This is a genomic window from Terriglobus aquaticus, from assembly GCF_025685415.1.
Taxonomy (GTDB): domain Bacteria; phylum Acidobacteriota; class Terriglobia; order Terriglobales; family Acidobacteriaceae; genus Terriglobus; species Terriglobus aquaticus.
This window is the reverse complement of the sequence record NZ_JAGSYB010000001.1, coordinates 2,855,158-2,881,762: the sequence shown is the minus strand read 5'-3', so window position 1 is coordinate 2,881,762 and position 26,605 is coordinate 2,855,158. Positions and strand designations below refer to the sequence as shown.

The following is a 26,605-nucleotide window of genomic DNA, read 5'->3' as shown; positions in this document are numbered from 1 at the left end:
TCTCTCTTTGCTCGCGTCCGTTTCAGTTCGGCGGATCTACTCCAGCCTGCGGCGGCGCGGTCGTTCCGGATCGGTTGGTTCCGCAGGGTTGGGCGTCTCGCGCGGCATCCATGCGGGCTGCGAAAGCGGTGGCGCGGTGGGCGCACCTGCACCGTTGCCAGCGCCTCCCGAGCCACGCACAGGAGCACCGTTCTGCGGTGGAAACGGGGACGAGAACCTGGAAGCACTGGCCGGTTCCGCAGCGGCACCTGTTCCTTCAAAACCGCGCGGAGGGTCCGCGTATCCGGCGCTACGCGCTGGCTCCGCAAACGACCCGCTCCGGGGCGGAACATTCCTGGACGGCTCTGCTGGCGGCGGCGTGCTTTCGCGGTCGATCGTGCGCGCCTCCGGCGTCTCCGTGCGCACGCCGCTGTAGAAGCGGTGCCGCTGGAAAAGCAGGGCAGTGCGCACCGTGTGATACGCGGGCACGGTTACGCGCACGTCCGTAATGGTCGGAACGTCGGGCGCTTCAAAGTCGAGCTCGATGTTGTACTGCTCGTCCAGCTTCACGTCGCCGGTCAGGATGTAGCTCTCGCGGCGGAAGCCGGAGCCCTCGTTGATGCGGACCTCCGCGCCGATCGAGGTGCCGCGCAGCCACGGCGTAGATCGCTCCCCAACCAGGATCAGTCGGTAGCGGTCACGGCCTTCCAGGCGCAGGTTGCTGAAAAACACGGTCATCTCGTCCGCAATGCCCTGCACGCGCGAGGCCCGCGCCGCCAGTCGGTAGAGCTGCTTGCCGCCGCGGTCGAAGATGAAGTTGGTGCTCTCAAGCGACGCGCTCTTGCGGAAGTCGATGTACTTGCCTTCCAGCGCGCGCTCCAACCGCTCCAGCCCACCCAGCGACTGCAGCGCCTTTCGCACCTCCTGGCCCAGGTCTTCGTCCAGTTGCAGCGTACGGCCCATCTGCAGCGTGTGTTTTTGCAACTCGATCAGGCCGACCAGTTCGCTTTCGCCGGTCTCACGCAGCGTGTTGTAGTACTGCTGCATGCCCTCGGCCAGATCGAAGTAGATCGCCGCGGAATGCAGCATGCGGCGAACGCGCCCGAAGAACTGCTGCGGACTTTGTGTGCGGTCCAGCAGCGAGTATGCCGTGTCCTGCAGTTCGAGCACCATGCGTTCTGCAAAGACCATGCTGTCGCGGTCCACCTCGGTTTCCAGCCCGCGTTCGGTAAAGATCTGCATGAACTCGCGCATCGCGCGATGCAGCTCCGCATACCCGGCGGCCAGGCGGTTGGTCGCGTCCAGGATGCGACGCGTGCCGGCCATCAGTTCCGAGTGCGCCGCCACCGTCATGGATGCGGGGATGAACTGCGGATCGGCCTCAAAGGCCATGCCCGCAGCCGGCCGGCGTAGACGCCCAACCACGATGCTCTGCGCCCGTTCCGCCGCAGTCACCTGCAACGCCACGCGATAGCTGGGCACGCGCTCGGTGCGCATCTGCGGATTGAACTCATCCACCACACCGTTGCGCTTCTCTTTGCTGCCCACATCGACCACGACATAGATGAGAGCTTCGGACACTCCGGCCAACTCATCGCGTCCGTAGCGAACTGAGACTGTGCCAGCACTGTCCACGTCGACTACGTTCCCAGCGGGCGTCACGCCGCGCGCCCGGTCGACCGAGATGTCGAGGAAGTCTGCCGTCTCGTTCAGCGACACCTCCGGATCGAATCGGACCGTTCCCAGGTCGGCTTCAGGCAGGCGAACGCCGCCGCCCACTAGGCCGCTGCCCTGCAGCAGGAAGCGGGTGGTCCAGCCGTTCAACGCCTCCAGGTATTGCTCCTGGCGCAGGAAGTGATCCGGCGTCAGCAGCATGCCATGCTCCCAGTTCACCGACCGCAACTGCAGCGTGTCGCGCGCGCGATCGCGGGCTCCGCCCTCCGTGCCGTTGCGTCCTGCACTGCGTCCGTCCATCCGCGCATCCATCCGCATGTCGGCCATCTTTAGTCCTCCGGCTGCACGGCTCTCTTCAAAGTTGCAGCACACCCGCGCTGGGTTGCTCTCGGTCCTGCGTTGCTTCCAGATCTTGCACGTCCACAGCGCTGTCGCTCTCGGCAAACCAGGTCTGCGGCTGCTGCTCACCCAAGCGCCCGCCCATGTGCGTGTTGATGCCCAGACGACTGTTTCCATCGCGAACACCCAGTTGTGGAGCGCGATTCCGGTCCAGCACCGACCAGCGAAGTTCGGTCCTGGTGCTCACCGGCACGATCCACTCCAGCAAACGTCGCAGGATCTGTTTGCCTTCCGCCGTTTCGGCGAAGTACTCATAGCGATCCAGAGCCAAGGGGCCGAGATGGATCTCTAGTGTCGCCGGCTCTTCGACCGTGTCGCCCAGCAACAGATCGACGCCCAACCGCGACGAACGCTTGCCAAGGCCCGAACGCATCTCGCCCGGCAGTGCCGACCAGTTCTGCCGATAGCGGAACTGTTCCACCGGCAGCCCCAGCACGGTTTTGAGCACAAATGCGCAGCCCTGTTCCGTACACGAGAGCAGCGGCAGCTTGGCGACCAGCGTTGCCAGTGTGTACCAGAGACTGCGCGGCCACTCCTGCGGTTCTACCCCAAACAGGCGCAGCCAGCGCGCGCATGCCGTCGGGTCATCCGGAGAAATGCGGAACAGCGGTGCACCTTCATGGAACCAGTGCTTCAGCTTTTCCAGCGGGTCGTCCAGACCCTCCAGCAACTCCCGCGTGCCCATCTCGCGTTCGCCGCCTGAATCCCACATGCCGACGGGCAGCGCGTGCGAAAAGCCCAGCCCTGCCACGCGCAGACGCACCGCCGTGTGAGGCCGCAACGGCGTGCCGGGGGCGGGTTCCTGGCGCACCACGGTGCCCGCCTCTACCGCTTCACGGCCGGTGCGCTCTACCGAGATGCGGTGTGCTCCCACTCCCAACGCCTCCAGCGTGGCCAGCGCGGAATGGATCGTGTGATGGTGCGAATGTTTGCCCAGCGCCAGCGCAGGCATCGCGGGCCAGGGCACTGGAGTACTGTCCAGCTTCGACTCGGCGATCAACTGTTCCATGAGAACTCCACGGAAAGCTGCAGGCCCTGGACCAGCCTGCCGTTTAACGACCGCTCCACCTGCGCCTTCAACGCTGGCAACTCGATCTCCGGCCGGGAGAACCCGTCGGGGTCCAGCGTGAGCAAGAGCCGCTCCACACGTTGCAGGCCACCCTCACTGCCGCGTTCCATGCCCGACGTGCTGTCCGCCTCCACAATGCGGCGATCGATCGCCAGCGCCGCGGTCTTCAGATCCTGCTTGGTCACAATGCGGCCGCGCGTCAGCAGGGCATCGGCAAAGCGCCGCTCCTCGCTCGCGGTCTCTTCGCCATCGGATCCGCCACTGGCCGCGGTCAGGGGGCCAATGCGGACACCTGTCATCGCCGCCGCGTTGGCAAACCCCGTGATGTCGCCCGGTCCTACGCGGTTTCCCAGCGCTCCATTGGTCAGCCATAGCCGCACGTTCGCCGCTGTGTGCACGGTTCCGTCGTCGTGGTGGCCGGGCGTAATGGTCAACCGGTTGTTGTGCAACTCGAAGCGGCCCGCGGTGGCGCTCGCGCTGGGCGTGGCGGCGGGCTCGTACAGGTCGTTGCCGGTGCTCATCACGGTCAACGGCGCAACCAGGTGTTCCGGCGTGCCTCCACTGCGCGCCACGGGAATCGACGTGCCATCGCGCTCGAACTGCACCGTCTGGTTCCGTGCAAACACGTTGGACGCGGTCATGGCGTGCAGCACGATACCACCGATGGCATGGTGCAGTGCTGGCACACCGGGAGGCATCGGAATCTTGATCCACACGCGAGGCTCGCGCAGAACCGCTTCTGCAGACTGGTTCATCAGCCGCGCCATGGCGGGCTCCAGCAGGCGCGGCACGCGGCAGCGGAACGGCGCGTCGGCGTGCATGGCTGGAAAGACAAACTGCCGGCCGGTGTAGAAGCCGTCCGGGATCGACGGCAGCGGCGTGTCGAGCATGCTTGTGGTTTCGTTGTCTCCCGTCTGGAACCGCAGTTGATACACGCCGGCATTGCTGCGGTGCGGCCGCAAGAGACCGCTGCCGCTCAACTCGCCATCTTCGTTGAAGATCCACCATGGTTCATGGCAAAGGGCGTGCTGCACCGCATAGGTGCCGGGGCCGAGTTCAAAGAAGATGCCGTGCCGATTCAGCAGGGACGCCGGCAGGTTCTCGATCGCTAGGTACAACGCAGGCTGCGGTCCCAGCGCCACCGGCACGGCTTCCATCGACGGCCGCATCGCCTGCACGGCGTCGCTCATCTCCACGGCGCTTAGCAGGCGGACAACCTGGTCTTGGTAGCTGAGTGCAAACGCGATTCGCGCCTGTGAAATCTCGCACGTTGCATCCAGGCTGAAGACGAGCCGTTCGCCCGTGGGAGCCACCGCGTTCAGCTCCGTTCCGGCACGCAGCACGCGTGGCTCGGGCATGCTGTTCGTCAACCGGATCGCCGCTTGCGCGGGAGTGGCAAGGTATTGCTGCACCTGCAGGCCGCGCATCAACTCATGCAGCAGCGATTGCCGCAGCAGTGCGGTGTCACCGTACACCTGATCGATCTGCTGCGCAAAGGTTCTAAAGAGCACGGCCAGCAGCGGGTCGGTCGTCTCCGCTGTCACGCCGAAATCTTTCACACGCCGGCGAAAATCATCGCGCAGCTTGCGGTCGATCTCCAGAACAGTGGGCGTGTGCGTGCTCATGCGTTCCGTTCCCTCAGGCCTCGTAGACCACCGTCGTCGTCAGGCTTTCGGCCGTGTGCGCGTCATCCAGCCGAATCGAGTAGCTGTCCACGGCCCGGTCCGCGCTCAGCTCACGCACCACCTCCGTCACCTGGAACTCCGCCATGCCCAGGTCTGCGAGGCAGCCATTGATGCGGTCGGCAACTAAACGCGGCAGGTCGGCACGTTGGCGGCCATCCTCGAACAGGTCGCGCAAGCCAAACTCCGGGCACGCGCCCCACGAACCACGCGGCGTCCGTGCCATCACCTGCAGCAGCGACAGCACCGACGCGGCGCGGTCGGTGCGGCGCAGCAGTCCGTTCTCTTGCAGGCGCATTGGAAATGCGATGGATTGCATGGTAGTCCTGACCGACGTGGGAACTGAGAACGCGCGCAATGCTGGGACATGGCAAGAGTGCCTGCTCCGGTAAGCAGGCACCCCTTGCTGCAGTGTGCTGAGTTAGTTGCTGAGCGTGATGTCCGCGAAGTTCTGCTGGTTCATCTCCGCTTCCAGGTCCAGCACCAGGATGTGGTTCACGCCCGCGTGATCCTCATTGGAAAGCTGGTCGTCGCTCATGTACGGGTTCAGCGTGTGGAAGCCGCTGATCCATCCGTTGAAGCTGTAGGACGCGAGGGCATCCTGGTGCGAGTCGTCCTTCCAGAACTCCAGCTTGATCGGTACCACCTTGTCCTTGGTCACCACGTTCGACAGGTTGAAGAGGTTGCTCATCGTCGAGAACGGGATATTGGTGTCGTCGTGGAAATCCACATAGGCGCGCATGTTGGTGTGCAGCGAACCCATCTGGGGCATGCCGGCGCGGTCCTTGTCCGTGTTGAACGCAACCGAGATGGAGAGGCAATCAAACTTGTTGCCGTTTATTGTGCAGGTGCTGCGGTAGGGAGCTGCCATGATCTTGAGTCCTTTCTGCGTCTGCCTCAGCCTGGCCCCGTTGGCCTGTCGTCGAGCGTGAGGCTTGTCCTTGCAATCGGAGCAGGTGGCATCGAGCCGTCCTGCGAAGAGGAACCGGGTGACCGCTAGTTGCTCAGCCGGACGTCCTGGAAGTTCTGCTGATTCAGCGCAGGCTCAATGTCCAGCACCAGCATGTGGTTCAGGCTGGGCGCGGCACCTTCGGCCAGCGCATCTTCCGTGCTCGCGGAAACGGAGCGCGGCAGGAAGTCCAGCGGATTCGAGGTTTCGAACCGACGGATCCACCCATTGAAGCTGTAAGAAATCAGCGCGTCCTGCTGCGAGTCGTCCTTCCAGAACTCAATCTTGATGGGCTTGATCTTGTCACGCGTGACTACATTCGACAGATCGAACAGGTGCTTGACCGTGCTGAACGGAAGATTCACGTCGTCATGCAGATCGGCCCAGACCCGGATCTTGGTCGAGAGCGATCCCATCTGTGCCACGCCCGCGCGATCCTTCGCCGTATTGAACTTCACACTCGTCGTAACCGCCTGGAACTTCTGGCCGTCAATCGTCACAGTGGTGCGGTACGGATTTGCCATAAGGGACTCCTTCGGTGTCGTGTTGCTTGTGTCGGGTGAACGGTTTAGTTTTCGCCTCTCGCTCGCGAGACGACCGAGCGAATCAGCGACTTGAACTTTGCCGCTGCCGTTTGCAGCGGGGTGTCGTCTGGCAGCGAGCGCACAGGTGCATCGCTGCCGAATGTTGGCGCACTGCTGTTGCCAGCAGCCAGAGGCGCGTCCTCAGGGTAAGGCGGTCGCGCGGAGAAAGATTGGGAAGTTTCGTCGATTTTGTGGGCAGATATTCCCAAATTCCGGTTTGAATCCGGGCTCGGAGAGACACCGGCCGTTTGCCCGTCGCGGCTCTGCACCCGGATGGTGGCGACGCGAGCCCGGGGTAAAGTTCCGTCTGCCCCGGCCGCGCGCCTCTCCTCCTCTGATTGCCTTGCCGCGGAGCCCGCCTCCGGCCGCAACGGCCGAAAGCGCTCCCGCGAAGACTCCACATCTCTCGCCGCAGATCCCGCGCGTGGAAGCCCGATCTGAAATCGAATCTGCGCCATGGTCTCCTCGCTTACTGCTTCGCAGGTTCCTGCCGCGCAAACTCTGGAACATCGATCTTCAGCACAAAGGTCTCTGCCGGCCCCGTCGGCATCACGTTCAGCGTGATGTCGCAGATGCCCTGCATGCGTTTGTTCGAGTCCTTATCGACGAACAGGTCATAGCCCAGAATCGTGCCCTGCTCCACCTGTTCATCCAGCAACCGCTTCAGCGGCGTCTCAATCTGCTGGTCCATGAAGTCGCGCGTCAGCACCTGGCCCGCAACCTGCAGCAGGTAGTGGCGGCAGCAGCGCTCCAGGTAGCGAAGAATGCGGTACGACGTGAAGAACTTCAACACACCGTACGGATCGTCGGCCTGGGTGCGGCAGCCGTAGAAGCACAGGTGGTTGTCGGCGTCCCGGATAATCGGGATCAACTGCCGTTCCATCGACAGGTGTTCCATCTGCCCAATCAGCGGCTCGATGCGTGCCTTTGCCGCTCCGTTCACACGGCCAAAGCGCGATCCCACCGGTCCTTGCGCCATGCCTTGCGCATCGTCCGCGCGCGCCACTGCACCGGCGAACACCAGCGACGGAGGACCGTACAGGCCGTCCTGCTGCCCATCGCCCTTTTCAAACCAGTGCGCCGGACGCATCTGCAGGTAGCCCATCAGGCACACGTCCGATGCGGCCGCATCTTCAGGCCGCTTCAGAAACTCGTACTTGCCTCCAGGCAGGAAGTTGCGCTCCACGTTCTTGAACGAGGTTTCGTCGTCCAGGTCGCCGATCAGCAGCATGCCCCACGTGTTCGCAAGCTGCTCCAGCTTCTCGCGAATCGGCTGCGGATAGTACCCAGGCACGACCAGGTTGCAGATATCGTCGCGGAAGTTGAAGTTGTCGTTGCGCTGCACGACGAAGTGCTCCATCGCGGCCACGCTCATGCTGAAGATGTCTTCCATCGCCTTGGGATCAGCGTTCAGGATGAACAGCTCCACCGGCTTGCGCACCTTGCCGTCGTTCACCTTGGTGTTCTCAAAGAAGAGCTGCACCTGGCGATAGGACAGTTCCAGCGGCCGGACCTGATCGAAGATCTGGGCCAGCAGTTCATCCCGTACAGCTTCCGCGCTGTCGATCTGTCCCTGCAGCTTCTTGACCGTCTGGTCATAGCTGTCGTCGGCGCTGATCAACTGCTCGAAATTGGTGAGCTGGCTCAGGAACTCCTTCGCCGACTGCGCGGAGAAGATGCTGGCGATGTCGCGTTTCTCGTTGGTCAGCCCCGGGTGCAGGTCGGCAAAGATGTCCTGCAATAGTTCGCGTGCGGCGCTGTTGCCCAGGATCTGCTCAGTGGTGCGGGTTGCGGTTGCGCTCTGTGCCATGGCTTACTTTTCCCCTTCCGCAACGCGCTCAAGTTCGCTGCGCAGCTTTCCAAGTGCTTCCACAATCTCCTGCCGCTGTGCGGCATTGCCCCAGGCGCGGCGCACGGCCGGCAGCTTCCACCGGTCTTTCAAGCGGTAGAGAAGGTCGATGTTCGTCTTCAGGTCGGCCAGGTCGTTGCGCAGGAAGTGCGTTTCGCCGTCGGCGTCCTTCACCTCCTGCCGCTTCTGCAGGTTCTCCGGATCGAAGTCCTTGATGGACCGAAACTCGAAGTCGGCGCGGAACTCCGCCTGCTCCGGCCCAGCGTAGCCCTGGAACTTCAGCTTCGGCTGGAACTGGCGAAACGCATCGGCCAGGTCCTCTACCTTTTTCAGGTCTTCCGATTCAGAGGCCGCCTCGGCGCCCACGCGATCCAGCGTCATGGGCAGCATGGCTGCCGCGGTAGAGGTGGGCACCTTGCGAACCGCTGCGGTTACACCCTTGCGAACAACTTTGACCAGAGGCATGTTGGCCCTCCCTTTTCAGAAACGTGCGAACTAACGATCGACATTGAGGCGCGTTCGCGAGAACTCGCCACGGGACTGGATTTGAGTCACCTGCGCGGCAGAACGTTGTAACGGGCTGCTATTCGCTGTTTCCGGAGCGAAGCCTTCGGGAAGAGATGCGGACCGAACCTGCACGGCGGATGCCGCTTTCACTCCCGGGCGCAGGCCGGTCTCGGTGGCTGCGCGTTCGCTGCGCCACCGCTGCTTGCGGTCAGGAACGCCCATCATCTCGTCGGCCCAGATCAGGCGCGGCACCCAGAACCACAGCAATAGCAGCAGCAGCGCCGCGGCAACGTACAACAAGCCGTGCGTCAGAACCAGCGCCCAGCCCGAGTTCACCTCTGGGCGCGTCGCATACAACGTATTCAGCTCATCGGCACTGGCCTTGCGGTCGAACACGGGTGGTGCGGTGGCGGGCACCAGCAGGCGCAGCGGTTCGCCGGTCAGCGTCGACCCTTCCTCCATCCGCAGCGTGGGTACCCACTGCTGATCGCGCCCCGCCAGAGCCACACGGCTGTTCTCCGGCAAGAGCCACGTCAGGGTGATGGCATGGCTGACCGCTGAGCGGGACACGTGCAGAGCGCCCAGCAACTGCGTCGCGTCGGCGGCATAGAAGAACCGTGTCGACAGCCGCTGCAACGCGGCAGCATCAATCTGTGCGCGATCCCCAAAGCCGATGCCGATGGTGTCCATGTGCGACGCGTGCACCTGTGCGGCGGCCTGCTGCAGGCCGAGATCCCCGTTCAGCAATTGCGGGTCATCTCCGGGCAGCACTTCATTCTTGCCGTCCGTCATCAGGATCAGGTGCGGCTGTACACCGGTGCTCACGCCCTCGTGCCGAAGGCTCTCCACCTCGTTGTGCAGGCTTTCCTCGCCGGTAAACACCGCCTGGTACAGCGCCGTGTTGTTCTTTGAGGCTGGCGTAGGCAGCGCCTTCAACTGGTCCTGCGCGTCGCTCTTGCGAGAGGCGTACACCGCGCCGTGAATGGTCGAGACCACGTTATGGCTTTCGAACGGCACGATCGCAATGCGGTCCGAGCCTTCCTGCATCCCGTCCACAAACTGCGCAATGGCTGACTTGGCCGCCTCAAACCGTGTCTGGCCGTTGGCCAGCTTGTCGTTCATGCTGCCGCTGATATCGATCATCAGCAGCACCACGTTGGTGTGGTCGGCAGCATCCGGTCCCGCACCCAGGGACGCATAGAAGGGCGTCACGTCTCCTGCAGGACCGGTGACTCGGAACGCTGAAGCAAGCTGCGCTGCAGGCGGCAATTGCACCGGCGCAGGCATACCCGTGGCGGCCGCGGGCGTGACCACCGCAGACATGCACGGCGACATCGTCACCGGAGCGCAATCGACAAGCACCGGTTGACCCACGGCATGCAGCGTCGTCGGCTTCGGAGCGGCTGGTACCGCCTGCGCCAATGCGCCCAAGCACAGCGTCACGCCAGCGGCGGCTACACCGAGCGCCGATCGGACCATGCCGACATACGAAGCAGATCGCCGCATCACTCACCCAGCTTTCTGCTGTCGAAGCGCAGCGCTGTGCGACCGATCAACACGTCATCGTTGGGCGCCAGCTCCTGCGAGCTCACAACCGTCTTGCCTTTCACGCGCAGGACATACTTCGCGATGCCCTCCGGCCCACCAGCGTCCGGATGCCGCGCGATGAAGTAGCGGCCCTCCTTGGAAAAGACCACCGCATGCCTGGGTGCGATCGAACTGTCCGGGATGCAGATATCCGCGCCCTGCTGGAACTTGCTTCCACCCTGTGCAGTTTGCGCGCTGCCCAACGTGTACGACTCTTCCACGTCCAGGTCCCACAGCGTCTTGTTCTTGCCCAATTTGTTCTGTGCCCGCGCGTCGCCCGAACTCACAAAGCGCAACTGCCCGTCACGCACCAGCACCGGTGCGATCCCGGCACCAAAGCCCATCCCGGCGCCGGCTAGCATCATGCCGCACATGCCCACGCCGGCTGGCAGGTGCGGCGTAAACAGCACAAACACAATGCCGCCTAACAGGCCGCCCAGCAGACCGCCGGCATAGGTATGAAAAACGCGGGCAACGTTGGTCCTGACCCAGCGCAAACCCAGCCCCAGCGCCACCACGGAAAAACACAAGGACCACGCGGCAATGCGGTACAGCGAAGGTGCTCCTGAAGCAATGCCCGCAGAAAGCAGGTAATTCAAACCCGCGGCTACCAGCGCCGCTACACCGCCGTACAGCAGCCCCCAGCCAACTGACGAACCGCGCATGCGGCCGAGCAAAACTTTGTCAAAGTGGAGATAGACCAGCACCGACACGGTCATGCCGAACAAAAGGAAGGTAATCGTATCCGGCAGCAGGTGAGAACGCTCGCTACTGAGCGGTATCTGGATCAGCGCGCTCAGCAGGCTGGCCAACAGCCCTCCTGCCATGCCCGAGACTGTTCCAAACCATAATCCGCGATACAGACTCATGTAGGCAGCCAGGCAGATCGGAGTCGCGAATGTAGTTCGCCTTTGGGCAATCCCACTTCGCCGGTAGGCGTATAGAGTTATGAGACGGCGGTCGGAGTTGTCCAGAAATGGCGTTTTCCTCGGGAGCAGCAAATCGCCCCACCGTTCGGACGAGGCGTCTGCTTCTGGAACTCCATGACGCAATTCGCTGAAGATCTCCTTCTTCCCCAGGCAGCCCGCCCCCGCGATCTGCGGCTGGCGGTGGTCGGTACTGGCGCCTTGGGTTCCACGCTGCTCCAGCACCTCCTGCAGCGAAAGACCCGCTCCGTGCTTCTGGTCGACCCGGAAACCGTCGAAGCGCGAAACCTTCCTCTCAGTCCGCTGCTCCAGGACTCCTTCGCCGACTGGCTCCGGCACCAGCCCGGTTCGCCATTGCCCAATAAGGCAGAGCTGCTCGCCCGCGCGGCACAGGCGCAGGCCGGCCTGCCATGGCGGGCCATTCCGCGGCCGATCGCGGACGTCGGCTGGCAGGACCTGAGCGATATCGACCTGTTCTGCTGCTGCACCGACAGTGTGCTGTCCCGAGCTGAAACCGCCTGGATCGCACGCTCGCTCAGCAAACCGCTGCTGGACGCGGGTGTTCTTGGGGACGGCATCCCTTCGGGCCGGGTCACTCTGTATCCGCCCACGACTTCCGCGGCGTGTGTTTTGTGCGGTTTAGCGGAGCAACGGCGGGCGGAGGTCCTCGGCTATGCCGCGTCCACGTCAATCGGCTGCCAGGTGCCTGAGTCGGTGCCCGCGATGACCGCGTCGCTGGACACACTGCAGCAAGTCGCGGCCGCCACCGCCACTCAGATCGAGGTCTTCGCAAGCGCTCCAAACCTGCCCGCGACCATTGCAGCCAGTAGCATGCGTCTTTCGCAATCGCCCGGCGAACGGTGGGAGGCTGAATCTTTTGAACTTGCACGAAGCCTGACCTGCCCGTGGCATGAGCCGCCAACAGCCACCCTGCGCTCCCTGCCTTGGGAACTGCCACTCGCACAGGCCCTGCCCGGGGCCGACTGGCAGCTCTTCTTGCACTGGCCGGTGTGCACAGAGGCGTCGTGCTCCGGGTGCGGCACTCGAACCCGGCCCATGCAGCGGGTCGCCCAGGTGCGTGCATCGGCGTGCCCCGCCTGCGGCACCCGTAGGCAGCAGCCGCTCCGAGCCGTTCACCGCATCTGCGCCCAAGACACTTGGGCCAAGTTTTCGCCGCGGCAGCTTGGAATGCCCGACCGGCATCTCTACTGGGTGCGAATCTCTGCCCTGTACCGTTCGAACCCTGAGGCTGCAACATGAATCGGACCCTGGAGCGTGCGGCGCTTCTGCTCGGTGTGCTTGTCCTACTGGCGTCGCTGCAGTTCTGCGCGGCCTTGGCGGGCGCCGCCGCGGCCTTGGTTGGGGCGCTTCTGCTGAGTGCGGGAGCCACCTGGCTATGGCTGCGTTTCGACCTGCCGTCCGGGGCGGTGTGGGTGCCGCCGCTGGTGATCGCTCTGCTTTGTGAAGCCGTCGCAGCCGTTCTCGACCTCTCCCTCCGGCCCAGCTTTTTCGGCCTGTTCGCGTTTCTTCCCGCGGCCTTGGGCAGCGGCATCACTGTTTTTCTGCTGCGCCGGTCACAGGCGCGGTGCGGCCTGTGTAATCGCAGCCTCAGCAGCGCCGCCCTGGTCTTTGCCTGTCCGCGTTGCAGCATGCACGTGTGCGACGAGACCTGCTGGAGCTTCGAGCATCAGCGGTGCCAGTTGTGCCTGGACCAGCGGGTTCCGCTTTTGCCGGTGGAAGAAAGCTGGTGGATGCGCGTCGCCGGTCCGCGCTCCCGTCACGATCGTTGCCAGGTTTGCCGGGGTGCCGCCGACCAGGTGGATCTGCGGCTCTGCCCGCATTGCCGGCGGGCCCAGTGCCGCGATTGCTGGGACTTCACCAACGGCGAATGTCAGCGTTGCAGGACAGCCCTTCCGGAACTTCCCGCATCGCTTGCACATACAGTCGCGTCGCCAGTAGGCGCGGACTAGGCTTCGCCTGCTTCCATTTGCCTTGAGAAGGGTACGCACACTATGCCGAAATACCAGGTGTACTTCGACACGCTCAGTGGAGAGACCAAGTACAACGTCGACATCGACGAGGGCGAAACCCTGGACATGGTGCTCGAAGAGATCCTCTTCGACCTGCGCGAGCGCGGCAACATCCTGAAGGGCGAGGGTGAGCCCGAGGTGGTCTGGAATGGCCGCTCACTCGACTTTGCCCAGCCGCTGACGGTGCAGGGCGTGCGGCCGGGTGACGTCCTGCGTGTCTCCACCGTGGCGTCCAACGGCTGAGCGGACGCCGTGTTTCCCGCAACGGAGCGCCGCCTCGCCGCGGAGTGGTCCCTTCTGCAGCAGCTTTCCGCGGCGAACCCCGGTCGCATCACCCAGCTTCGCCGCGAGGAAGACGTCTTTTACCTCACTCTGCACGGTCCGGCCGCGGTGTCCATCCCCGGCGGGCAGCACGGCACCGCTCTTTCCGTGCATGACCTCCGGATCGAGTTCCCGGTACACTTTCCGGCAGTTCCCATGGAGATGTATCTCAGCGTCCCTGTCGTTCACCCCAACGTGCACCCGGAAACCGGCTTTGTCTGCCTGTGGGATCGACACCGTGTCAGCAATACGGTTGAGATTGCCATGCACAAGGTAGTGGCGATGCTGGCAGGAACCCTATGGAACCCGCAGGCACTGCACGTGATGCAGCCTGCCGCCGTGCCCTGCACTCCATCGGCCGACCCCATGCTGCTCCAGGGCGTTGCTTACGAGCCCTCCTTGGCGCACATCCCCGCACAGGCTTCGCGCAGAAAGCGGCTCTCGTGAGCGAAGCGCGTACCGACACCGCCGAGATCGGCGAGCGTCTTCAAGTGGTGCTGGGCAGCCGTTTCCTGCTGGAGCGGCCGCTCGCCATCGGCGGCATGGCCACGATCTTCCTGCTGCGCCACCGGCTGCACAATGGCCGCTTCGTTGCTAAGGTGCTTCACCCGGAACTGGTCGACCGCGCGGGCGTACTTCGCAGCTTCCGGCTTGAGGCCAGGCACGCGGCCTTGCTGGGCGACCATCCCAACGCGGTTCCCGTCTTCGACTTTGGCGAGCTGGACGGCTTGTTCTTCATGCTCATGCCGTATATCCCCGGGCAGGACCTGGATGAGGTGCTGGCCCACGAGGGTCCTCTGGATCGGGAAGAGTGCCTGCACATGGCGGCGCAGCTGAGCAGCCTGCTGTGCCACGCCGAATCGCAGGGTGTCGTCCACTGCGATCTCACGCCCGGCAACGTTCGTCGCGACGGCTTCGGCCAGTACCGCCTGCTCGATCTCGGCATCTCCCAGCTCAACGGGCCACAGGACCGGCCGTTCGTCGGCGGCACACCCCTCTACAGCAGCCCGGAGCAACTGCGCGGCGACGCCTTGGATATTCGTAGCGACCTGTACTCGCTAGGAGCGGTGCTGGGCGAGGCGCTCAGCGGAACGCCGCTTTTTCAGGGCTCTTCGATGAAAGAGATTCGTAACCGGCACCTGAACGGCGTGTGGCGCATGCCAGCCGCACTGTCCGAAGAGGACCCGCTGGCGCGCCTCCTCCGTACGCTGCTGAGCGTCGATCCTGCAGGCCGCCCGCAAAGTGCGTACGAACTCAGCGGCATCCTGCATGCCTGCGGCTCAACGCGCCCCGAATTCCGCTCCGGCTACGGCCCCGGCTGTGGTTCTACGAAAGCGACAGATCCGTCCTCAACGAGCGGGCCGGCGAACAGCGACGCAGAGCGTGGGCCCTCAAAGCCGAGCGCGCCGCCCGAATCCGCAGGGCAGCGCCGCCGTCTCACCACTCAGGTCGAAGTCGAAGCTCCGCGCTCGTCCTGATCCCGCCCGCTACTCCGTCGGCGTCGGCTGGCCGTAGTACATCTCACCAATCCGGATCACATCCCGGCCCGCCTTCAGGCGATGCAGGTTGGTGTCGCGCAACGAATAGGCGCAGCCGCAGTACTCCTGCTGGTAGAAGTTCTCGCGCTTGCTGATCTCAACCATGCGATCGGCGCCGCCCGCCTTGCGCCAGTTGTACTCCCAGTACGCCACGTTCCCGTAGCGTTCGGCCGCACGGATCCCCGCGTCCGTCACCTGGCGAAAGTTCTTCCAACGGCTGATGCCGAGAGAACTGCTAATCAACGAAAATCCGTTCTCGTACGCGTACAGCGCCGTCCGTTCAAAGCGCATTTCAAAGCAGGTCGTGCAGCGAACCCCGCGCTCCGGTTCGTGCTCCATGCCTTTTACGCGCTCGAACCAGTTCTCCATGTCATAGTCGGCATCGATCACCGGGATGCCATGCTTGTCGGCAAAACGCTGGTTCTCGTCCTTGCGCAGGTCGTACTCGCGCCGCGGATGGATGTTCGGGTTATAGAAAAAGATTGTGAAGTCGATGCCGGACCGCACCATGGTCTCCATCACCTCGCCCGAACACGGTGCGCAGCAGGAGTGCAGCAGGAGCCGCGTGTGCCCGTCCGGCAGGTTCAATGTGGGCAACTCGCTCATAACCTTTTCAGCTCCTCGAATGCGGTCTGCGGCGACCAGGCCGGTCTGGAGACGACCGGGCGAACCGCTTCCGTCAGGCTACATGGTCGGCCGCGGCTTGCACGATGCCACTTCGCGGCTCTCCTCATCCGGAAGCTTTTGGCCGCGGTTATTGCCAGCCGTGCAATCGCTTGCAGCGGATCGGCCTCCGGCGCTCGTAACGTTCAGGCGGTCCCTCCTGGCCAGAGCCGAACCTCCGCGCGCAACCGCTTTCCGTGGTGTCCGGCATCAGGTCTGGTCTCGGTCGTTTCGGGCCATCTTGCCTGTACACTCTAGCTGCGACCAGCGAAGGGGCAAGAACAGCCGATGGCTCACACCATGCACGACGTTGCCAGGCGCGCGGGCGTATCGCCGGCAACTGTATCGCGCGTGCTCAGCAAGAATCCCTACATCTCCGCGGAAACCACGAACCGCGTTCTGTCCGCGGTCAAGGAATTGCACTATCACCGCAACGTGCACGCACGGCGTCTGGCCATCGGTAAGAGCGACCTGTTCGGCCTCGTCATCTCTGAGATCGCAAATCCCTTCTTTTCGGAAATCATCCGTGGCTTTCAATCTGCTGCATGGGATCGCGGCTTCGATGTTCTGCTGCTCAACACCGAGTACAACCCGGAGCGCACGCAATCCGTGGTGCGCAAGCTGATCGAAAACGATGTGCGCGGCGTAGCCGTCATGACCTCGTCGCTCGACTCCGACGTGATCCAGACACTCACGCGCGAAGGCATCGCCGTCGTGCTCAGCAACCTGTCCGCCCCGGACCGTCTCGTCAGCAACATCACCATCGATTACGGACGCGGCCTGTCACAAGCGATCGAGCACATTGCGTCGCTCGGGCATCGCCGGGCAGCCGTGATCGCCGGGCCGCCCAGCAATCAAACTGCGGCCAACATTGCCACAGCGCTGGTCGACGGCCTGAAGCAGCGTGGTCTCGACCCCGACCCTGTGACCCACAGCGCCTACAACGTCGAGGCCGCCGCCGAAGCCGTCAAGGCGATCGTCTCCACCAAGCGCACGCCCACCGTCATCTTCTGCGGCAGCGACCTGATCGCCATGGGCGTCATGGTCGCGCTGGAGCAGGCTGGCATCGACGTTCCCAGTGAAATCTCCGTCATCGGCATCGACGACATCGCGTTCTCGTACCTGGTGCGGCCGCCTCTGACGACCATCCGCGTTCCTCGCGAAGATCTCGGCGTCACATCCTTCAAAGCTCTGAACAAGCTGTTGAAACAGAAGCGCAATCGGGGCGACGAGTACGTGATTGAAACGGAGCTGGTCATCCGCAAGTCCACCGCGGCCGCGCGAACGTCGCTTCTGCGCAAAAAGATCGAAGCGCTCAAAACAGGATCGAAGCTCCAGAACCTCTAAAGCCGATCCGTAGTCACTACAGCACTCCCCAAGCAATCAGGCACCGTGGCAACACGCCCGCTTGCTCGCCGATTTCGCGGCCGAGGTTGAAGGCAGATCGTTGGCCGGATTCGCATCGAAGAAGCCGTTCGGCTTCAGCAGAAATCCGATGTACGCCGCAGGCATCACCGGGTAGTCTTCCGGGCGCGGAATGTGCGTGTGTCCGAACGAGTACCAGAACACCACGTCCTCGTTCTCGATGCTGCGGTTCTGTTGAACCCACCGGGGAAGTCCGTCTCCACCGCTGCTCTGGTTTGGAAAGTCTCCGGCGGCAAACCGCTCTTTTTCGTCAAACGGCGTGACCCAAACGTGGTGATCCACGAAGCCTGCGCGCTTGCGCCACCACGCATTTCTTGAGGCGAGCGGCACCGCGTTGTCGCCCGCGAAGAACTTGTAACCGACCGGTTCGCCCATGCGGTTCAGCGATGCCGGGTTCACGATCTTCCAGGTCCGCGCGGTCTCCAGGCTCAGGTTCGCGCACGCTTCCTTCTCGTTCGTGAGCTCCGTCTTTTTCGCGTAGAAGGCGTTCCCTTCGGGATTGCTTTCGCCCTCCGGTGTCACCACCACGTCAATCTGCTGCACCGTATTGCGCGGCCCGTCTATTCCGAAGTCTAGCCGCATGTTGAAGAAGTGCTGATGATTCGGCGCATACAGCAGGGGAGCGATGACGGTGCCGTACTTCGGATTCTCCCCTTCGTGTACCGCGCCCAGCGAAAGGATGCCCGTCAGCTTGATCTCGAACTGGATGTTTCCGTCCTGGTAGAAGTACCAGAAGAAGCCGTACTCGTAGTTCTCCACGGTTGATACGGACGAAACCACCAGCCGCCGCGATCGCCGCACCTCCGGCCGATCGGGATGCCGGCGATCCGTGTGCTTCCACAGAATGCCGAAATCTTCTTCGTGAATGCAGATCGCGTTTTCGATGCGCATCGCTCCCCCACGGCTGTCGCATAGATCCGCGTCCAGGTATGCAATGTGCCCCACGCAATCGCACCCAAGCGTCAGGCTGTTGGCGCACATGCCCATGCCGTATTCGCCCACGTCAAACGCGTTCTTGCGCACCTGCGTCGGCCCGGGGTCGCCATACGGCACCACCATTTCCGTCAGCGATCCGCGATAGAGAATCGGCCGGTTGCGCCCGCCATCCTGGTACCGCAGATCGTGGATCGTAAGCCCCTCGCGCGCGGTAAAGCCGACCACCATGCTCCAGTTTTGCCAGCGCAGTTGTCTGCCTTCCAGGGTGAAGCTCGGGCCGTCCGGTTGTGTGATCTCCAGCGATTTCAGGCCAGCGCGCTTGTGCGGCACGCGATCCTCGAAGTACTGACCGTCCTCCGGTGGCAGCGGCCAATGCCCGTACTCCTCCACCCGGATCACTTCCATCCGGTTCAGGTCTACAACCGGCCGGATGCCTTCGATCGGGTGCGCGTACCCGTTGTCCGTGGGATCCTTTCGCAGGAAGCAAAGAGGACGAGTCAGACGCCGCGTGCGTTCTTCCTCCGCGCCGTAGTTTCCCGCACTCCAGATGTCGACCATCACCAGGCTGGTGTCGTCCACGCCGTAGTGTCGTCGCAGCGCATCACGAAATGCTTCGCTGCGCAGCACGGCCTGCTCGCATTCCACCTGTTCGTCAACGGTCAGGGTTGGCTGCAAGCCTTCGGCGGCGTCCTCCCATGCTTCCATCCGGCTGGCACCCAGGTCCATGCGAGCCGTAGCAGCCATGTTGCGCTCCGGGTCAAAGATCACGGCCTCGGCGCGCCGGGTTTCGGTGCTTGCTTCCGGCCAGGCATACACCTGCGCCTTTGCCGGCTCCAGTAGGCTGATGCTCACGATGCGCATGCGTTCGTGAAATCGCGGCGTGGCGCGCAGTAGTTGCACGGCTGCGTTCACTTCACTGGCGGTGAGCGGTTCCAACGGGTGCATCGGCATGGGCTTCTCCTTGGTTGGCAAGGAAACGACGCTCCACGTGCAGCGGTCGATTCTGAGAATTCGCTAGGCGGAGTGCATTGCGGAAGTTAGAGGGCGGCGAAAGAGCGCGGCCAGAGCCGTCTCCAAAAACACTTGCCTGTTTTGTTGGGAAAACCCGAGTGGTTTTGCAGGAGTATCGCCGGGGTCCGTTGCCTTGTCAACGAGAAATCTGGCTGAGTGAGAAACGTTTTTCCATGCTTCCAGAAAGTTTTGCAAGTGCTTGCAGAAACCGCTTGCATAGATTGCTCCTCAAGCGTAACGTCTCTCCTCAACACTGAAGAAAGCAGCAAGCGTCCAGTTTCACAGCGACGGTTCAGCAGAGAAGAAGGCGCATCGTCCCGTCCCCCCGGCGTGCAAATCGGCTCTCTGCTGTAGGCCGCTTCGTTGATTCGCTTCGATCCAGGGAGGCAGTGACTATGTGCGCAATGTTCCATCGCAAGTCGTTCCGGTCGTGGTTCGGGACTCTTTGGCTCTGCCTGCTGCCCGCTCTGCTGCTTTGCTCGTCTGCCGCCGTGGCCCAGGTCGATTCCGGCAGCGTGGTCGGAGTGGTGCGCGACACCTCTGGCGCGCTCATTCCCAACAGCCGCGTGACGCTCACCAGCCAGGACTCCGGTCAGGTCGTCACCACAATCGCCAACTCCTCCGGCGAGTACACCTTCAGCCCGGTCAAGATCGGCGTGTACACCGTCAGCATTGAGAGCTCCGGCTTCTCCCGCTTCCAGCACAAAGACGTGACCGTCGCTGTGCAGCAGCGCGTCCTGGTAGATGCCACGCTCACGCCAGGGCAAGCCTCTGACACCGTGCTCGTCACCGGCGATGCGCCACAACTGCAAACGCAGGACGCCTCAGTGGGCCAGGTGGTCGACGCGAAAAAGATCGTCGATCTTCCGCTGAACGGCCGCAACTTCACCTTCCTCGCCCAGCTCTCGGCCGGCGTGAACCAGAACCAGAACGACACCCGTGGCCTGGGCGCAACCGGCAGCTTCGCTGCCAACGGCGCGCGTCCCGCACAGAACAATTACCTGCTCGACGGCATCGACAACAACAGCAACCTGGTCGACTTCCTCAACGGCACAGCTTACGCCGTTCTTCCGCCCCCCGACGCCATCCAGGAATTCAAGATCCAGACCAGCAACTACTCGGCCGAGATCGGCCGCTCTGCCGGTGCCGTGCTCAACGCCACCACCAAATCCGGCACCAACACGCTTCACGGCAGTGCCTGGGACTTCGTCCGCAACGACGCTCTTGACGCGAATAACTACTTCGCCACGACCAAGGGTCACTTCAGCCAGAACCAGTTCGGCTTCACCCTGGGTGGGCCGGTTCGCAGGGACCACACCTTCCTCTTCGGCGACTACCAGGGCCAGCGCAATACCCAGGCACAAACGCTGACCAGCACTGTTCCCACCGCGGCACAGGCCAGCAGCGGCTACACCAATTTCGCGGATCTCATCACACAAGGCAGGGGCGCCACCTACACCGACGGCCTCGGCCGAACCTTTCCCGTGGGCACCATCTTCGACCCGGCTACCACCCGCGCTGTGCTCTGCGGAGTTCCCGACGCGCAGACTGGCATCACTGTTGCGTGCGGCACCCGGGCGCCCGGCACCCAGGTCGGCTACGCGCGCACCCCGTTCTCCGGCAACGTGATCCCGATCAACCGGCTTGACCCGAACGGCGTCAAGCTGGCCGCTCTGTTCCCGGCGCCGAACAAGGCAGGCTTCACCGGCAATTACGTCAACAACGTCCAGGGCTCAAACAACTCTGACTCCACCGACGTTCGCCTCGATCAGTACTTCTCGCAGAAAGACTCCGCGTTTGCCCGCTTCAGCTATCTGAAGAACCCGGTATATCTGCCGCCGCCCTTCAACGGCGTTGCCGACGGCGGTGCCTTCAACAACGGCCTCACGAACTCGACCACCTATCACGGTGTTCTGAACGAAACGCATACCTTCACGCCTAGCTTCATCAACGAGGCCCGCGTTGGCGTCAACCGCTTGGAATCGTCTCGCCTGCAAGCGAACGCATCCACCCAGGGCCTTCCTGCGCAGTACGGCATCGGCGGTGTACCGCAGGCGCCAAACAACGGCGGTCTGCCGCGCATCACCATCTCCAACCTCACTCCGCTCGGCGGTGTCGGCTACCTGCCGTCAGTGGAGTACAGCACCGTAGTGCAGTTCTCCGATGATGCGACCAAGACGCTCGGCCATCACACCCTGAAGTTCGGCTACACCTATGAGCGGCTGCGCTTCTCCGTGCTGCAGCCCATCGCCTCGCGCGGCAACATCACCTTCAACGGCCAGTTCACCGACGTGCCGACGCAGACCGGCGGCAACACCGGCCTGGCGCAATTGGTGCTCGCTCCCACCAACTCCAGCGTGGGCGGCGGCAACAACCTGGGCGGGTTCGATACCGCGCAGCTATCCAACATCGCCACCACGGACATGAAGCGCAATTACAACGGCGCCTACGTGCAGGACGAGTGGAAGGCCACGCCCAACCTCACGCTCAACCTGGGCCTGCGCTATGACAGCTTCGGCCCGCTGGTGGAGCGCAACGGTCGCCAAACCAACTTCCAGCCCATGAGCAATGGAGCGACGTTCCTCTTCGCGCAGAAGACGTGCAACACACCGCTCTCACCTGCCTTCTACGCCGCGGCTGCCAAGGACAACGTCACCATTCAGTGCACCAGCCAGCCGGGCCTGCAGACCGTGCAGCATTTGAACTTCTCGCCCCGCATCGGACTCGCGTACCAGGTCACGCCGCGCTTCGTCGCGCGTGCAGGCTACGGCATCTTCTACGGCGGCTTTGAGAACTCGTCACAGTACACCTTTGGCGACTTCCCGTTTCAGTTCGCTCTCAGCTACCAGTCGCAAACCCCGAACTCGCCGGTGAACTTCCCCAACGGCGGCAACAGCTCCATCGAAACGGGCCTGACCAACATCAGTGTCAATCCCGCGCTCATCTCAGCGTCGGGTGTCTCGGTCCAGGGTGAGGACTACAAAATCCGCACGCCCTACAACCAGAACTTCAACCTCACGCTGCAGTACCAGATCTCGCAGAACCAATCATTCCAAGTGGGCTACGTCGGCAACACCACGCGCCATCTGGGCGTATATATCGCTCCGAACCGGCCCCACCAGATCCTGGTCCCCGGCCAGAACACGCTGGCGTTCTCGCCCTATCCTGACTTCGCCTCCGGCGGCAACTACACCAGCTTTGAGGCGTCGGGCAGTTACAACAGTCTTCAAACGACCTACGAGCGGCGTTACTCGGCCGGACTTAGCCTGCTGGCAAACTTTACCTACTCCAAGTGCATGACCAACGGCCGCGACTTCCTGAACGCCACCGCCATCGGCTCGTTCCGCGCCGCCACTCTGCCCGGCTTCGGCATCTCCGGCGACTACGGTGCGTGCGACTACGACATCCCGCGAGTCGTCCACGTCAGCGGCACCTACGACGTTCCCTTTGGTCGAGGCCGCGCGCACGGCAACCACCTGAATCGCGCTACGGATGCCGTACTCGGCGGTTGGAGCACCAACCTCATCTTCACCGCGGAAGACGGCCAGCCTGGCACCATCCGCTGCTCCGTTACCACCACTACCACGTTTGGTTGTTTCGTCTTTGTCAACGCCGGTGTGAACCGGTACGCGCAGTCGCCCAACCCGTCCGGGTACACCGTGAAGAACTTCCTCAACCCAGCGGCTTTCCGCAACGCTCCGGTTGCCACTGCAAACGGGCAAAGCAGCTACGCTCCGCTGGGCGGAGGACCGTCCCAGTACCACGGCCCCTCCTACGTGCGGGCGGACTTCTCACTCTTCAAGAACTTCAATTTCACCGAACGGGTCTTTGTGCAACTGCGCGCAGAAGCCTTCAACCTGGCAAACACGCCTAACTTCGCAAACCCGGGCACCACCAGCCTCGCCAGTCAGTCCACCTTCGGCCAGATCACGTCTCTGCGCGACGGTGCCAACGGCAATCGCCAAATCCAGTTCGCGGGTAAGTTCTACTTCTAGCCGTATGCAGCCACCATCCACATACGCCCCAGTCTCACCTGGCAGTACCTCGTGACGTGTCACGCCGCTACCATGCACTGGTAGAGCGCTCGTTCACCTCTGTTCTTCGCTGCTGTTCTGGCGCTCTTCGCGCATCGCAAGGAAATGTTCATGCCGCACCCGATTGCAACCGCCGCCTATCCCGAGAACAGCCTCCTGGCGGCTGAAATTCAACACCAGCCGCGCCTCTGGCTCGACACCCTGGAGCGGGTTCGTGCCTTTCTTCCCGGCCGCAGCTTCGGCAGCGGCCCGGTTCTGCTCACCGGCGCGGGGACCTCTGCCTACGCCGGGCAGGCGGTTGCCGCAGCGTGGCCGGGCGCTCGCGCCATCGCCACAACGGACCTGATGCTGCTCGCGCCAGACGAGATCGAAGCCGCTGCACCGGGTCTCGCCAGCGGCGGACTTCTCATTTCGTTTGCGCGCTCCGGAGACAGCCCTGAAAGTGTCGGCGTGGTGCGTCGCATGCAGGCTCTCTTTCCGATGGTTCAACACCTGGCCATTACCTGCAATGCCGAGGGCCGGCTGGCCCACCTTGCCGGCGTAGATGTGCTTGCGCTGCACCCCGACACGAACGACCGCAGCCTCGCGATGACCGCCTCGTTTTCCAACCTCACCCTGGCGGGCCTGCTCCTGCGGAACCTCGAAAGCATTGCTCCGCACCTCGCTTCCATCGGCAATGCGCTCACGCAGCGTTTGCCAGACCTGTATGCCACCGCGTACGACATTGCCGGGCAGGACTCCGAGCGCTTCGTCGTGCTTGCTTCCAGCATGCAAAGTCTGGCTATTGAATCCACGTTGAAAACGCTCGAACTCACGGCAGGTCAGCGGCTCGGTATCGCGGAAAGCTTCCTCGGCTTCCGTCACGGCCCCGCCAGCGCCCTGCGTCGCAACACACCCGTGCTTTGCTTTGCGTCCAACGATCGCCAAAAGCTGCGGTACGAGGAAGACTTCGTGCGCGAGTTCCGCGACCGCGGCCTCGGCAGATTCGCGGTGATCGGAGGAGAGGCCGCCCGGTCGTGGCCCGCGGACTGGTACATTCCGGCGCTCGCACCCGTGCTGCCGGACGCCCTGCGCACTCCGTTTGAAGTGGTCTTCTCGCAACTGTTCGCGTACTGCAGCAGCCTTCACGCCGGCATTGATCCGGATAACCCCAGCCCGGACGGCCAGGTCACCCGCGTGGTCAAGCCGTTCCAGCTTCACCCGGAGACAGGTCGCTCCTGAAGAGCATGTCTGCAACCGCTTGCACGTACATTCCCGGCCGTGGCATCATCGCGGATACCATTGGAGACAAATCCTCGTGAGCGACCGCAAAAAGCTCGTCCTTATCGGTGCCGGCAGCACGGTTTTCACGCAGCGCCTGGTTGCCGACATCATCCTGAGCGGCGAGATCGACCAGTGGGAGCTCGGTCTCGTCGACATCGATCCGGTCACGCTGGATGCGGTCGATCGACTGGTGCGCAAAATGCTAGCGCTCAAGAACGTCACGTTCCCGATCACCTCCACGGTAAATCGGCGCGACGTTCTGCCCGGTGCCGATTTTGTCGTCACCACCATCGCCGTTGGCGGCCGCCCCGGCTGGGACCAGGATGTGCAGGTGCCGCGCAAGCACGGCATCTTCCAGCCGGTCGGCGACACGATGATGCCCGGCGGCATCTCCCGCGCCATGCGCATGATCCCGCAGATGATCGCCATCGCCAACGACGTTGCCGACCTCTGCCCCGACGCGTACTTCCTCAACTACTCCAATCCCATGACCGCGGTCTGCCGCGCCATCCGCAAACACACCGGCGTTCCCGTCATCGGTCTGTGCCACGGTGTCCACTATGTCGAAGGCGTGATCGCTCGCTTTCTTGGCGTCGAGGAAGACAGCATGCAGAGCTACGGCTACGGCCTGAACCATCTCACCCTGCTCACTCACATCACGGCCGACGGCAAGGACGCCACACCGCTGATGCGGGCCAAACTCGACGAGCAGCGCGGCTCATTTGCCAAAGAGATCCGCGAAAAGACCGAGTGGCCCAACGGCATCACCGGCCGCCCTCCACGCTACTCCGACGACCCGCTGTCGTGGGACATTTTCGACCGCTACGGCGTGTTCCCGGTCGCGCTCGACCGACACATCACCGAGTTCTTTCCCGAGCGTTTCCCCGGCGGTAAGTACTACGGCGGCACTCTCGGTGTAGACCGCTTCTCCATCGACGGCCGCATCGCCCTGGGCGACACCTGGTTCGACGAGATGATGGCCGTCGCGCACTCCAGCGATCCGCTGCCCGCGTCCTACTTCGAGAACGTGCCGGGCGAATCCGAGCAGTTGATGCAGATGATGCAATCACTGCTAAACGACAAGCGCCATATCTTCTCCGTCAACATGCCCAATCGCGGCACGGTGCCGGGCCTGCCCTACGACGCAGTGCTTGAAATGCCCGCAGCGGCCGGTGCTGCCGGCTTTACCCCGCTGCAGTCTGCGGCCTTGCCGCCCGCGCTCACTGCCAAGCTCCTTTCCAAAATCGCCGCCATCGAAGTCACAGTCGATGCCGCGCTCACCGGCAGCTTCGATCTGTTCGTCGAGGCGCTGCTGACCGACGGCTCCGTCAGCGATCCCGACAAGGCAGCATCTCTCGCCACCGATCTGATCGCTGCCCACCGTCAGCACCTGCCGCAGTTCGCCGGAGCGGCGTCATGAAGCTGATCCATCCGGATCACGAGCGTCTCTACCCCCTCCCGGGTGTCGCGGTACCTGCGCATCGTCCGGTGGACATCGACGGCAGCAACACCGGCTTTCAGCGTCTGCGCTCGCTGCGCATCTACCGCTTTCCCGCAGGCGTGCCCGTCGACGGCCATGCCGAAGACGACGAGGTGTTCCTCATCCTGACCGAGGGCACCGCGACCGTGCAGATCGGAATCAGCGAAGCAGATCCAGCAAGCGTCGGGACCTTCACTCTCTCCGCGTTCCACGCGCACGGCGATCGTCCCTCGGTCGCATACCTTCCGCCGCACGCCGTCTACCGGCTCACGCCACACACCATCGCCGACGTCGCTTACGCCCGCGCAACGACCCCGCATCAGCGCGAGACGGCAGTGTTCTCAACACGTCGGCACTCCGCGAAGGAAGGGAGAGGCGTGCTGCTGGACCAACGAAATCATGCACACCTCCTCGGCCTGCTCCTCGCGGAAATAGTTGCCGGCCGCGAAGATCTCGAACTCGATCTTCGCGGTGGCGTTGCGCCCGGCGCTGAGTTGCTCGTTCACATCCAGAGCGAAAACCCGATTGCTTCCGCTTCACTCCAGACCTCCAACGGTGACACCCTGCCGATCCACTCGTGGGACACAGTCGCGCTCGCGCCAAATGAAACAGCAACCCTGCGCATTCCGCCGCGCACCGACCTGCTCACCTTAACGGTGTTTGCGGAATGAGCAAAGCAGCCCATCACGCCAGCATCCA

Annotated in this window: 22 protein-coding genes; 10 read left to right on the top strand and 12 right to left on the bottom strand. The window is 63.2% G+C overall.

Annotation, left to right across the window (positions count from 1 at the left end; all coding sequences use genetic code 11):
* Nucleotides 1-36: 36 nt before the first annotated feature.
* The 10 genes from OHL12_RS11975 to OHL12_RS11930 form a co-directional block, all read right to left on the bottom strand.
* A complete protein-coding gene (locus OHL12_RS11975; RefSeq protein WP_263414049.1) occupies nucleotides 37-1,980 on the bottom strand; it encodes a YML083C domain-containing protein in 1,944 nt (647 codons plus the stop codon).
* Between the two features lie 28 nt (nucleotides 1,981-2,008).
* A complete protein-coding gene (locus tag OHL12_RS11970; protein WP_263414048.1) occupies nucleotides 2,009-3,061 on the bottom strand; it encodes a type VI secretion system baseplate subunit TssG in 1,053 nt (350 codons plus the stop codon).
* Nucleotides 3,049-4,746, bottom strand: a complete 1,698-nt coding sequence (locus OHL12_RS11965; protein WP_263414047.1) for a hypothetical protein — start codon at nucleotides 4,744-4,746, stop codon at nucleotides 3,049-3,051. The genes OHL12_RS11970 and OHL12_RS11965 overlap by 13 nt, the downstream gene beginning before the upstream one ends.
* Nucleotides 4,747-4,759: 13 nt before the next feature.
* Nucleotides 4,760-5,122, bottom strand: a complete 363-nt coding sequence (locus OHL12_RS11960) for a hypothetical protein (RefSeq protein ID WP_263414046.1) — start codon at nucleotides 5,120-5,122, stop codon at nucleotides 4,760-4,762.
* A 102-nt stretch (nucleotides 5,123-5,224) separates the two neighbouring features.
* Complete coding sequence (locus OHL12_RS11955) at nucleotides 5,225-5,674, bottom strand: hypothetical protein (RefSeq protein ID WP_263414045.1); 450 nt, start codon at nucleotides 5,672-5,674, stop codon at nucleotides 5,225-5,227.
* A gap of 125 nt (nucleotides 5,675-5,799) precedes the next feature.
* A complete protein-coding gene (locus tag OHL12_RS11950; RefSeq protein WP_263414044.1) occupies nucleotides 5,800-6,276 on the bottom strand; it encodes a hypothetical protein in 477 nt (158 codons plus the stop codon).
* A gap of 529 nt (nucleotides 6,277-6,805) precedes the next feature.
* On the bottom strand, nucleotides 6,806-8,146 hold the full coding sequence (locus tag OHL12_RS11945; RefSeq protein WP_263414043.1) for a hypothetical protein: 1,341 nt from the start codon (nucleotides 8,144-8,146) through the stop codon (nucleotides 6,806-6,808).
* Between the two features lie 3 nt (nucleotides 8,147-8,149).
* The gene (locus tag OHL12_RS11940; RefSeq protein ID WP_263414042.1) at nucleotides 8,150-8,650 is read right to left on the bottom strand and encodes a type VI secretion system contractile sheath small subunit; all 501 of its coding nucleotides are present in this window, start codon (nucleotides 8,648-8,650) and stop codon (nucleotides 8,150-8,152) included.
* Nucleotides 8,651-8,680: 30 nt separating this feature from the next.
* Nucleotides 8,681-10,198 carry a vWA domain-containing protein gene (locus tag OHL12_RS11935; protein WP_263414041.1) on the bottom strand — a complete coding sequence of 506 codons (1,518 nt, stop codon included), beginning with the start codon at nucleotides 10,196-10,198 and terminating at the stop codon, nucleotides 8,681-8,683.
* Nucleotides 10,198-11,106 carry an FHA domain-containing protein gene (locus OHL12_RS11930; protein ID WP_263414040.1) on the bottom strand — a complete coding sequence of 303 codons (909 nt, stop codon included), beginning with the start codon at nucleotides 11,104-11,106 and terminating at the stop codon, nucleotides 10,198-10,200. The genes OHL12_RS11935 and OHL12_RS11930 overlap by 1 nt, the downstream gene beginning before the upstream one ends.
* Nucleotides 11,107-11,322: 216 nt before the next feature.
* On the opposite strand from OHL12_RS11930, the gene OHL12_RS11925 reads away from it, so the two are divergent.
* Genes OHL12_RS11925 through OHL12_RS11905 form a run of 5 tightly spaced genes read left to right on the top strand, consistent with a single transcriptional unit; the run spans nucleotide 11,323 to nucleotide 15,034 of the window.
* The gene (locus tag OHL12_RS11925) at nucleotides 11,323-12,465 is read left to right on the top strand and encodes a ThiF family adenylyltransferase (protein WP_263414039.1); all 1,143 of its coding nucleotides are present in this window, start codon (nucleotides 11,323-11,325) and stop codon (nucleotides 12,463-12,465) included.
* Nucleotides 12,462-13,175, top strand: a complete 714-nt coding sequence (locus tag OHL12_RS11920) for a hypothetical protein (protein ID WP_263414038.1) — start codon at nucleotides 12,462-12,464, stop codon at nucleotides 13,173-13,175. The genes OHL12_RS11925 and OHL12_RS11920 overlap by 4 nt, the downstream gene beginning before the upstream one ends.
* A gap of 42 nt (nucleotides 13,176-13,217) precedes the next feature.
* Nucleotides 13,218-13,478, top strand: a complete 261-nt coding sequence (locus tag OHL12_RS11915) for a hypothetical protein (RefSeq protein WP_263414037.1) — start codon at nucleotides 13,218-13,220, stop codon at nucleotides 13,476-13,478.
* Between the two features lie 9 nt (nucleotides 13,479-13,487).
* Entirely contained in the window at nucleotides 13,488-14,003 is a 516-nt protein-coding gene (locus OHL12_RS11910; RefSeq protein WP_263414036.1) for a ubiquitin-conjugating enzyme E2 variant, read from the top strand.
* Nucleotides 14,000-15,034 (top strand): serine/threonine-protein kinase, encoded by a 1,035-nt coding sequence (locus OHL12_RS11905; protein WP_263414035.1) that lies wholly within the window; start codon nucleotides 14,000-14,002, stop codon nucleotides 15,032-15,034. Before OHL12_RS11910 ends, OHL12_RS11905 begins: the two co-directional genes overlap by 4 nt.
* Before the next feature lie 9 nt (nucleotides 15,035-15,043).
* On the opposite strand, the gene OHL12_RS11900 is transcribed toward OHL12_RS11905, so the two are convergent.
* Nucleotides 15,044-15,700, bottom strand: coding sequence for an epoxyqueuosine reductase QueH (locus tag OHL12_RS11900; RefSeq protein ID WP_263414034.1), 657 nt, complete (start codon nucleotides 15,698-15,700; stop codon nucleotides 15,044-15,046).
* Between the two features lie 345 nt (nucleotides 15,701-16,045).
* On the opposite strand from OHL12_RS11900, the gene OHL12_RS11895 reads away from it, so the two are divergent.
* Nucleotides 16,046-17,104 carry a LacI family DNA-binding transcriptional regulator gene (locus tag OHL12_RS11895; protein ID WP_263414033.1) on the top strand — a complete coding sequence of 353 codons (1,059 nt, stop codon included), beginning with the start codon at nucleotides 16,046-16,048 and terminating at the stop codon, nucleotides 17,102-17,104.
* 36 nt (nucleotides 17,105-17,140) lie between these two features.
* On the opposite strand, the gene OHL12_RS11890 is transcribed toward OHL12_RS11895, so the two are convergent.
* Complete coding sequence (locus OHL12_RS11890; RefSeq protein ID WP_263414032.1) at nucleotides 17,141-19,090, bottom strand: primary-amine oxidase; 1,950 nt, start codon at nucleotides 19,088-19,090, stop codon at nucleotides 17,141-17,143.
* Nucleotides 19,091-19,524: 434 nt separating this feature from the next.
* On the opposite strand from OHL12_RS11890, the gene OHL12_RS11885 reads away from it, so the two are divergent.
* From OHL12_RS11885 to OHL12_RS11870, 4 genes are all read left to right on the top strand, one after another.
* Complete coding sequence (locus tag OHL12_RS11885) at nucleotides 19,525-23,124, top strand: TonB-dependent receptor (RefSeq protein WP_263415125.1); 3,600 nt, start codon at nucleotides 19,525-19,527, stop codon at nucleotides 23,122-23,124.
* Between the two features lie 150 nt (nucleotides 23,125-23,274).
* On the top strand, nucleotides 23,275-24,384 hold the full coding sequence (locus OHL12_RS11880) for an SIS domain-containing protein (protein WP_263414031.1): 1,110 nt from the start codon (nucleotides 23,275-23,277) through the stop codon (nucleotides 24,382-24,384).
* A 76-nt stretch (nucleotides 24,385-24,460) separates the two neighbouring features.
* Entirely contained in the window at nucleotides 24,461-25,846 is a 1,386-nt protein-coding gene (locus OHL12_RS11875) for a family 4 glycosyl hydrolase (protein WP_263414030.1), read from the top strand.
* A complete protein-coding gene (locus tag OHL12_RS11870) occupies nucleotides 25,843-26,577 on the top strand; it encodes a 5-deoxy-glucuronate isomerase (RefSeq protein ID WP_263414029.1) in 735 nt (244 codons plus the stop codon). The genes OHL12_RS11875 and OHL12_RS11870 overlap by 4 nt, the downstream gene beginning before the upstream one ends.
* Nucleotides 26,578-26,605: the final 28 nt, after the last annotated feature.

Coding starts and splice junctions, on each gene's coding strand:
- OHL12_RS11900 (WP_263414034.1), bottom strand. CDS start 15,700: ATGAGCGAGTTGCCCACATTGAACCTGCCGGACGGGCACACGCGGCTC.
- OHL12_RS11895 (WP_263414033.1), top strand. CDS start 16,046: ATGGCTCACACCATGCACGACGTTGCCAGGCGCGCGGGCGTATCGCCG.
- OHL12_RS11930 (WP_263414040.1), bottom strand. CDS start 11,106: ATGGCAGGAGGGCTGTTGGCCAGCCTGCTGAGCGCGCTGATCCAGATA.
- OHL12_RS11950 (WP_263414044.1), bottom strand. CDS start 6,276: ATGGCAAATCCGTACCGCACCACTGTGACGATTGACGGCCAGAAGTTC.
- OHL12_RS11925 (WP_263414039.1), top strand. CDS start 11,323: ATGACGCAATTCGCTGAAGATCTCCTTCTTCCCCAGGCAGCCCGCCCC.
- OHL12_RS11945 (WP_263414043.1), bottom strand. CDS start 8,146: ATGGCACAGAGCGCAACCGCAACCCGCACCACTGAGCAGATCCTGGGC.
- OHL12_RS11960 (WP_263414046.1), bottom strand. CDS start 5,122: ATGCAATCCATCGCATTTCCAATGCGCCTGCAAGAGAACGGACTGCTG.
- OHL12_RS11975 (WP_263414049.1), bottom strand. CDS start 1,980: ATGGCCGACATGCGGATGGATGCGCGGATGGACGGACGCAGTGCAGGA.
- OHL12_RS11965 (WP_263414047.1), bottom strand. CDS start 4,746: ATGAGCACGCACACGCCCACTGTTCTGGAGATCGACCGCAAGCTGCGC.
- OHL12_RS11970 (WP_263414048.1), bottom strand. CDS start 3,061: ATGGAACAGTTGATCGCCGAGTCGAAGCTGGACAGTACTCCAGTGCCC.
- OHL12_RS11935 (WP_263414041.1), bottom strand. CDS start 10,198: ATGCGGCGATCTGCTTCGTATGTCGGCATGGTCCGATCGGCGCTCGGT.
- OHL12_RS11870 (WP_263414029.1), top strand. CDS start 25,843: ATGAAGCTGATCCATCCGGATCACGAGCGTCTCTACCCCCTCCCGGGT.
- OHL12_RS11920 (WP_263414038.1), top strand. CDS start 12,462: ATGAATCGGACCCTGGAGCGTGCGGCGCTTCTGCTCGGTGTGCTTGTC.
- OHL12_RS11955 (WP_263414045.1), bottom strand. CDS start 5,674: ATGGCAGCTCCCTACCGCAGCACCTGCACAATAAACGGCAACAAGTTT.
- OHL12_RS11880 (WP_263414031.1), top strand. CDS start 23,275: ATGCCGCACCCGATTGCAACCGCCGCCTATCCCGAGAACAGCCTCCTG.
- OHL12_RS11940 (WP_263414042.1), bottom strand. CDS start 8,650: ATGCCTCTGGTCAAAGTTGTTCGCAAGGGTGTAACCGCAGCGGTTCGC.
- OHL12_RS11915 (WP_263414037.1), top strand. CDS start 13,218: ATGCCGAAATACCAGGTGTACTTCGACACGCTCAGTGGAGAGACCAAG.
- OHL12_RS11885 (WP_263415125.1), top strand. CDS start 19,525: ATGTGCGCAATGTTCCATCGCAAGTCGTTCCGGTCGTGGTTCGGGACT.